The organism is Arthrobacter sp. Y3223164 (genome assembly GCF_059091005.1).
The window spans coordinates 1-5,584 of record NZ_JBNHGF010000179.1 but is presented as its reverse complement, the minus strand read 5'-3'; the positions used below and the strand labels follow the sequence as shown (position 1 = coordinate 5,584).

The following is a 5,584-nucleotide window of genomic DNA, read 5'->3' as shown; positions in this document are numbered from 1 at the left end:
CAGCGGTCCGCGCGGCGCAGCCGGTTGGGACTGGTGGTGCCGCGGGTGGCCGTGCCGATGGGTCGGCGGACGGGACGGCTGGCGGCGGCGGTCGTCTGAGGCACGAGAAAAAAGAATAGGGGCACGGCGGGCCCGCACAGGCCGCTACGGGCCGGATGTGCGCAAGGTCACTGGCGGGAATCGCGGGACTGCCCCCGGGTTTGACCCCGTAATGTCATGCCGCTGCCGCCGGTGCCGTGCGGTGCTCCGCTAGGATGGCAGCCATGACTTCCACCTCGAAACACACGCTGGTCCTGTTGCGCCACGGGCAGAGCGACTGGAACGAAAAGAACCTGTTCACCGGCTGGGTCGACGTCCCGCTGACCGACCTGGGACGCAAGGAAGCGCACCGTGGCGGCGAGCTGCTGGTCGAGCACAATCTGCTTCCCGACGTCCTGTACACCTCGCGGCTGAAGCGGGCCATTGTCACGGCCAACCTCGCACTGGAGGCCGCCGACCGCAGCTGGATCGACGTCAAGCGCAGCTGGCGGCTGAACGAGCGCCACTACGGCGCCCTGCAGGGCAAGGACAAGGCGCAGATCCGCAATGAGTTCGGCGAGGAACAGTTCATGGTCTGGCGCCGGTCCTACGACACTCCGCCGCCCGCCCTGGACGACGCCAGCGAATGGTCGCAGGCCAACGACCCCCGCTACGCGGATCTGGGGGACGCCGTGCCGCGGACCGAATGCCTGAAGGATGTGCTGGAGCGCTTCCTGCCGTACTGGGAATCGGACATTTCCGTGGACCTCAAGGCGGGCAAGACGGTGCTCGTGGCCGCGCACGGCAACTCGCTGCGCGCCCTGGTCAAGCACCTGGACGGCATCAGCGACGAAGACATCGCGGGGCTGAACATCCCTACCGGCATCCCGCTGGTGTACGAGCTGGACGAGAACCTGAAGCCCGTCACCGCCGGCGGCACCTACCTGGATGCCGCGGCCGCGGCGGAAGCCATCCAGGCCGTGGCGAACCAGGGCAAGAAGTAGCCACACGCCAAGAAGTTGCCGCACGCTTAAGCAGGAAGGCCGGCTCCCCGCGGGGAGCCGGCCTTCCTGCTTAAGGTCCTGCGTTACACGGACTGGCCGTTGGGGCGCCATTCGCCGGTGACCAGGTAGGTCACCTTGCGGGACACGGAGACGCCGTGGTCGGCGAAACGCTCGAAGTAACGGCTCGCCAGCGAGACGTCCACGGTGGTCGGCCCGGAGGAGTTCCAGGCCGGATCGGCAATCGCCTTGAAGACGCCGGCATGCAGCTCATTGATGCGGGAGTTGTACGTGTCGATCTGGGCGGCGAGGTCCAGGTCGCGGGTCTCGAGCAGTTCGGTCAGCTTCTCGGAGATCGCAATGTCCTTCTCGGCGAACTCCCGGAACGTGTCGCGCAGCGATGCGGGGATCACGAGGTCCGGATAACGCAGCCGGACCAGTTGCGCGATGTGCCGGGCGAGGTCGCCCATCCGCTCCAGCGAGGCGCTCATCCGCAGGGCGCCGACAATCATCCGCAGGTCCGAGGCGACCGGACCCTGCAGCGCCAGGATGTCAATGGAACGCTCGTCCAGGTCCGTCTGGAGGAAATCGATCCGGGCGTCGGCGGCAATGACTTCCTGGGCCAAATCGATGTCGGCGGTGTCGAGCGCCGTGGTTGCCTTCTGCATCGCCTCGGTGACCAACCGGGAAATCTCTACCAGCTGCTCTCCGACTTGATGGAGTTCGGCCTGGAAAACCTTGCGCACTGGCGTCCTTTCGCTTGTGTACGTGGAGCATAGGGGTCCTAGCATCCCACTGGCTTCATACCCTCTCAGCCTGCGGTGAACTATTACGCCACCTCAAGTGAACGTTAGTTGAACGGGGAGGCGATTGCTACCGGAACGGCCCTGGCACGTGCCCGGCTGCGCCTAAGCTAGAGGCGTGGATCCACTGATATTCGGCTTGCTGGCAGGGCTCGTGGGCTTGGTGCTGGGCAGCTTCGGTGTGCTCGCCTTCGGCCTGAGCGATCGCCAACGGCGGCGCCTGCAGGAAGTGGACGAACCGACGCTGCCGGACGGTGCCGCCGAGGTGCTTTCCGTCGTCGGCCGCGCCTATGTAGTGGTGGACGCGATCGACGGCGTGGTCCGGGCCAGCCCCGCCGCTTATGCCTTCGGTTTGGTCCGCGGGCACACCGTGGTGCATTCCGAGTTGCTCGACCTGACCGCCCGGGTGCGCCGGGACGGCGTGATCGAGGAGCGGCAACTGGAGCTGCCGCGCGGTCCGCTCGGCCAGGGCACGATTGTGGTCCAGGTGCGCGTGGCACCCATCGGCGAGGAGTACATCCTGCTGCTGGCCGATGACCGGACGGAGATAACCCGCACCGAAGCGATGCGCAACGACTTCGTGGCCAACGTGTCCCACGAATTGAAGACCCCGGTCGGAGCCATCTCGCTGCTGGCCGAGGCCATCGACGACGCCGCCGACGACGAGGAAGCGGTGCGCCGCTTCGCCGGCCGCATGCACAAGGAGTCGCGCCGGCTGGGCGCCCTGGTGCAGGACATCATCGAGTTGAGCCGGCTGCAGGGCGCGGACGTGGTGCAGGACGGTACCGAGGTGGACCTGAATGCCGTGGTGGCCGAGGCCGTGGACCGCAACAAGCTGATGGCCGAAAGCCGGCACATCGAACTGTCGGTGGGCGGGAAGATTGACGGGCCGGTCTTCGGCGATGCCGAACTGCTGACCACCGCGTTCCGGAACCTGATCGACAACGCGATCCGCTACGCGCCCGAACGGAGCAAGGTGGGTGTGGGGCTGCGCATGCGCGAAGGGCTGGCCACTGTCTCGGTGACCGACCAGGGCCCGGGCATCACCCCCGATCAGCAAGACCGCATCTTCGAACGGTTCTACCGGATCGACGATGCCCGCTCGAGGCAAACCGGGGGAACCGGCCTGGGCCTGAGCATTGTCAAACACGTCATCTCCCAGCACGGCGGGGAAGTGTCGGTGTGGTCGCAGCCCGGACAGGGCTCAACCTTCACCGTGCGGCTGCCGGAAATGGAGCAGGAAGACGGCGGCACCACAGAATCCGTGGAGCCGCGCACGCAGGGCGCCGGTGTGGCGCATGAACAAGGAGTCGGTGCTTGACCCGCATTCTGGTCGTCGAAGATGAAGAATCGCTGAGCGATCCGTTGAGCTATCTGTTGGGCAAAGAGGGCTTCGAAGTCGAGGTGGTGGATAACGGATTGGACGCCATTGTTGCGTTCGACCGCTCCGGAGCGGACCTGGTCCTGCTGGACCTGATGCTGCCGGGACAGTCCGGAACCGAGGTGTGCCGGCAGCTGCGGCAACGCTCCGCCGTTCCGGTCATCATGCTCACCGCCAAGGACTCGGAAATCGACAAGGTGGTGGGGCTGGAACTCGGTGCCGACGACTATGTCACCAAGCCCTACTCCTCGCGCGAGCTGGTGGCCCGGGTCCGCGCGGTACTGCGCCGCCAGGCCGAACCGGAAGAACTGGTGCCCAATGCAGTCTCTGCCGGACCGGTGCGGATGGACGTGGAACGGCACGTGGTCAGCGTGGACGGCGAGCCGGTGTCGCTGCCGCTGAAGGAGTTCGAACTGCTGGAGATGCTGCTGCGCAACTCCGGCCGGGTCCTGACGCGCGGGCAGCTGATCGACCGCGTCTGGGGCTCCGACTACGTGGGCGACACCAAAACCCTGGACGTGCACGTCAAGCGGCTGCGCAGCAAGATCGAACCCGATCCTTCCGCGCCCCGCTACCTGGTCACCGTGCGCGGGCTGGGCTACAAGTTCGAACCGTAAAACCGAGGGCGTCAGCACGGCAAAAGGCCGGGCAGCTTCCCGAAAGGGAAGCGGCCCGGCCTTTTGTGAAGCGATGGCAGGGTTAGGCGCCGGCCTCTTCGGCGGGCTCGCCGGTCGGCTCTTCCGTGGCGCCGTCTGTCGGTGAGGCGGTCTCGGCAGGCGCCGCGGTTTCCGTGGGCTCGGCCGACGGAACGAAGTCCCGGTACTCCGGCAGCGTGCCGTCGAGCACCGGCACCAGCACGTCGGCGGACTCGTTGTTCACGCGGACGGTGATGTCCACCAGGGCGCCGGGAGCGGCACCCGGGCTGCCGACGATGGTCTCGTTCTCATCCTCTTCGAAGATGACCTTCCCGTCTGCCGGGATGGTGACGGTGGCGGTGCTGCCCGGGCCGGTCAGGGCCATCTGCACGGGAGAATCGGAGGTGTTGAAGGCGGTACCGAGGACACGGGCGGGGGCGTCGGCAGACTCTGCGACGACCAGCAGGTTGCGCAGTCCGATCGAGCCGACGTTGGCCACGATGCCGTCGCTGGCGGAGTAGGACTTGGTGGTGGCCTGTTCGTTGATTGCGCCGCATCCGGTCGATGCGAGCAGGGTGAGCGCGGCGGCGCCTGCTACAAGGGTGCGCTGCACACGGTTCTTCGGCGCAATCTTCACGGCAGAAACTCCTCAGTCAAAGTCAGGGTGCGGTGCTGCAGATCTAGGCAGCTTGCCTCGCCTAGCCTATCGGCAAACCGGTGAAAAGTAGGATTCGACGCCGGTAGGTACCCGCGGGCGAAGCACCAAATCCGCTATCCGTCAAGGGGGCAAAGCGCGGCATTCTAACGCTCGGACGGGCGTAGAGGCCTGCAAACTCGCGGAAGTGGCCAAACCATCCGTGATAAACTGGTGGTCGGGAAAGGGGATACTACAGATGGTATTTGAGGTCGGCGAGACAGTTGTTTACCCTCACCACGGTGCCGCAAAGATCGAAGAGATCAAAATGCGCACCATCAAAGGTGAAGAGAAGATGTATCTCAAGCTCCGGGTTGCCCAGGGCGATCTGACGATTGAAGTACCGGCGGAAAACGTGGATTTGGTCGGCGTCCGCGATGTGGTGGGCAAGGAAGGCCTCGAGCATGTGTTCGATGTGCTCCGTGCCGAGTTCACCGAGGAACCGACCAACTGGTCCCGCCGCTACAAGGCGAACCTGGAAAAGCTGGCCTCCGGCGATGTCATTAAGGTGGCGGAAGTTGTCCGCGACCTGTGGCGCCGGGACCACGACCGCGGCCTTTCCGCGGGCGAGAAGCGGATGCTGGCCAAGGCGCGCCAGATCCTGGTTTCCGAACTCGCCCTCGCGGAGAAGACCGACGAAGACAAGGCAGCCGAGGTCCTCGACGAGGTTCTCGCCTCCTGACCACGCTCCAAGCGGCCGGCGTCCAGCACTGGAAGCCGGCCGCTTTTTCGTGGCCGAACCGCCCGGCCGCGCCCCATTAGGCTAAAGGGGTGAGCACAGCAAGCACGTCCCTGGGCGTGATCATCGTGGCGGCCGGCTCGGGCACCCGCCTCGGCTACGGCCTGCCCAAGGCCCAAGTCCCGCTGGCCGGCGAACCGATCCTCTCCCACGCGCTGCGGGGAGTGCTGGCGGCCGGCATCGCGTCACGGATCTGTGTGGCCGTCCCGCCCGGCGACACCGCCCTGCGGCAGCTCTGCGGTGGCTTCGCCGCGCAGTATCCCCACACCCCGATCTCCGCGGTCGACGGCGGTGCCACCCGGGCCGCCTCGGT

7 protein-coding genes are annotated in these 5,584 nt (G+C 66.2%); 5 read left to right on the top strand and 2 right to left on the bottom strand.

Translation table 11 applies throughout. The annotated features are described in order from the left end of the window. Positions 1 to 263: 263 nt before the first annotated feature. Entirely contained in the window at positions 264 to 1,022 is a 759-nt protein-coding gene (locus tag AC5RUJ_RS10085) for a phosphoglyceromutase (RefSeq protein ID WP_494024318.1), read from the top strand. Positions 1,023 to 1,105: 83 nt separating this feature from the next. Here the strand turns inward: AC5RUJ_RS10085 and phoU are convergent, their stop codons facing one another. Continuing rightward, entirely contained in the window at positions 1,106 to 1,765 is a 660-nt protein-coding gene (phoU, locus tag AC5RUJ_RS10080; protein WP_494002321.1) for a phosphate signaling complex protein PhoU, read from the bottom strand. 175 nt (positions 1,766 to 1,940) lie between these two features. Between phoU and AC5RUJ_RS10075 the strand changes: the two genes are divergently transcribed. Continuing rightward, a complete protein-coding gene (locus tag AC5RUJ_RS10075) occupies positions 1,941 to 3,143 on the top strand; it encodes a sensor histidine kinase (protein ID WP_494074210.1) in 1,203 nt (400 codons plus the stop codon). Continuing rightward, the gene (locus AC5RUJ_RS10070) at positions 3,140 to 3,820 is read left to right on the top strand and encodes a winged helix-turn-helix domain-containing protein (protein WP_494002323.1); all 681 of its coding nucleotides are present in this window, start codon (positions 3,140 to 3,142) and stop codon (positions 3,818 to 3,820) included. Before AC5RUJ_RS10075 ends, AC5RUJ_RS10070 begins: the two co-directional genes overlap by 4 nt. Positions 3,821 to 3,902: 82 nt before the next feature. On the opposite strand, the gene AC5RUJ_RS10065 is transcribed toward AC5RUJ_RS10070, so the two are convergent. Next, positions 3,903 to 4,475, bottom strand: coding sequence for a hypothetical protein (locus AC5RUJ_RS10065; protein ID WP_494024625.1), 573 nt, complete (start codon positions 4,473 to 4,475; stop codon positions 3,903 to 3,905). A 256-nt stretch (positions 4,476 to 4,731) separates the two neighbouring features. Here AC5RUJ_RS10065 and AC5RUJ_RS10060 point away from each other — a divergent pair, with 256 nt between their 5' ends. Beyond that, positions 4,732 to 5,214: a CarD family transcriptional regulator gene (locus tag AC5RUJ_RS10060; RefSeq protein WP_127513280.1), complete on the top strand. Its 483-nt coding sequence runs from the start codon at positions 4,732 to 4,734 to the stop codon at positions 5,212 to 5,214. A gap of 89 nt (positions 5,215 to 5,303) precedes the next feature. Continuing rightward, positions 5,304 to 5,584, top strand: a 281-nt coding sequence (locus AC5RUJ_RS10055) for an IspD/TarI family cytidylyltransferase (protein ID WP_494155819.1), incomplete at its 3' end; no start/stop codon positions are given.

Coding starts and splice junctions, on each gene's coding strand:
- AC5RUJ_RS10060 (WP_127513280.1), top strand. CDS start 4,732: ATGGTATTTGAGGTCGGCGAGACAGTTGTTTACCCTCACCACGGTGCC.
- AC5RUJ_RS10085 (WP_494024318.1), top strand. CDS start 264: ATGACTTCCACCTCGAAACACACGCTGGTCCTGTTGCGCCACGGGCAG.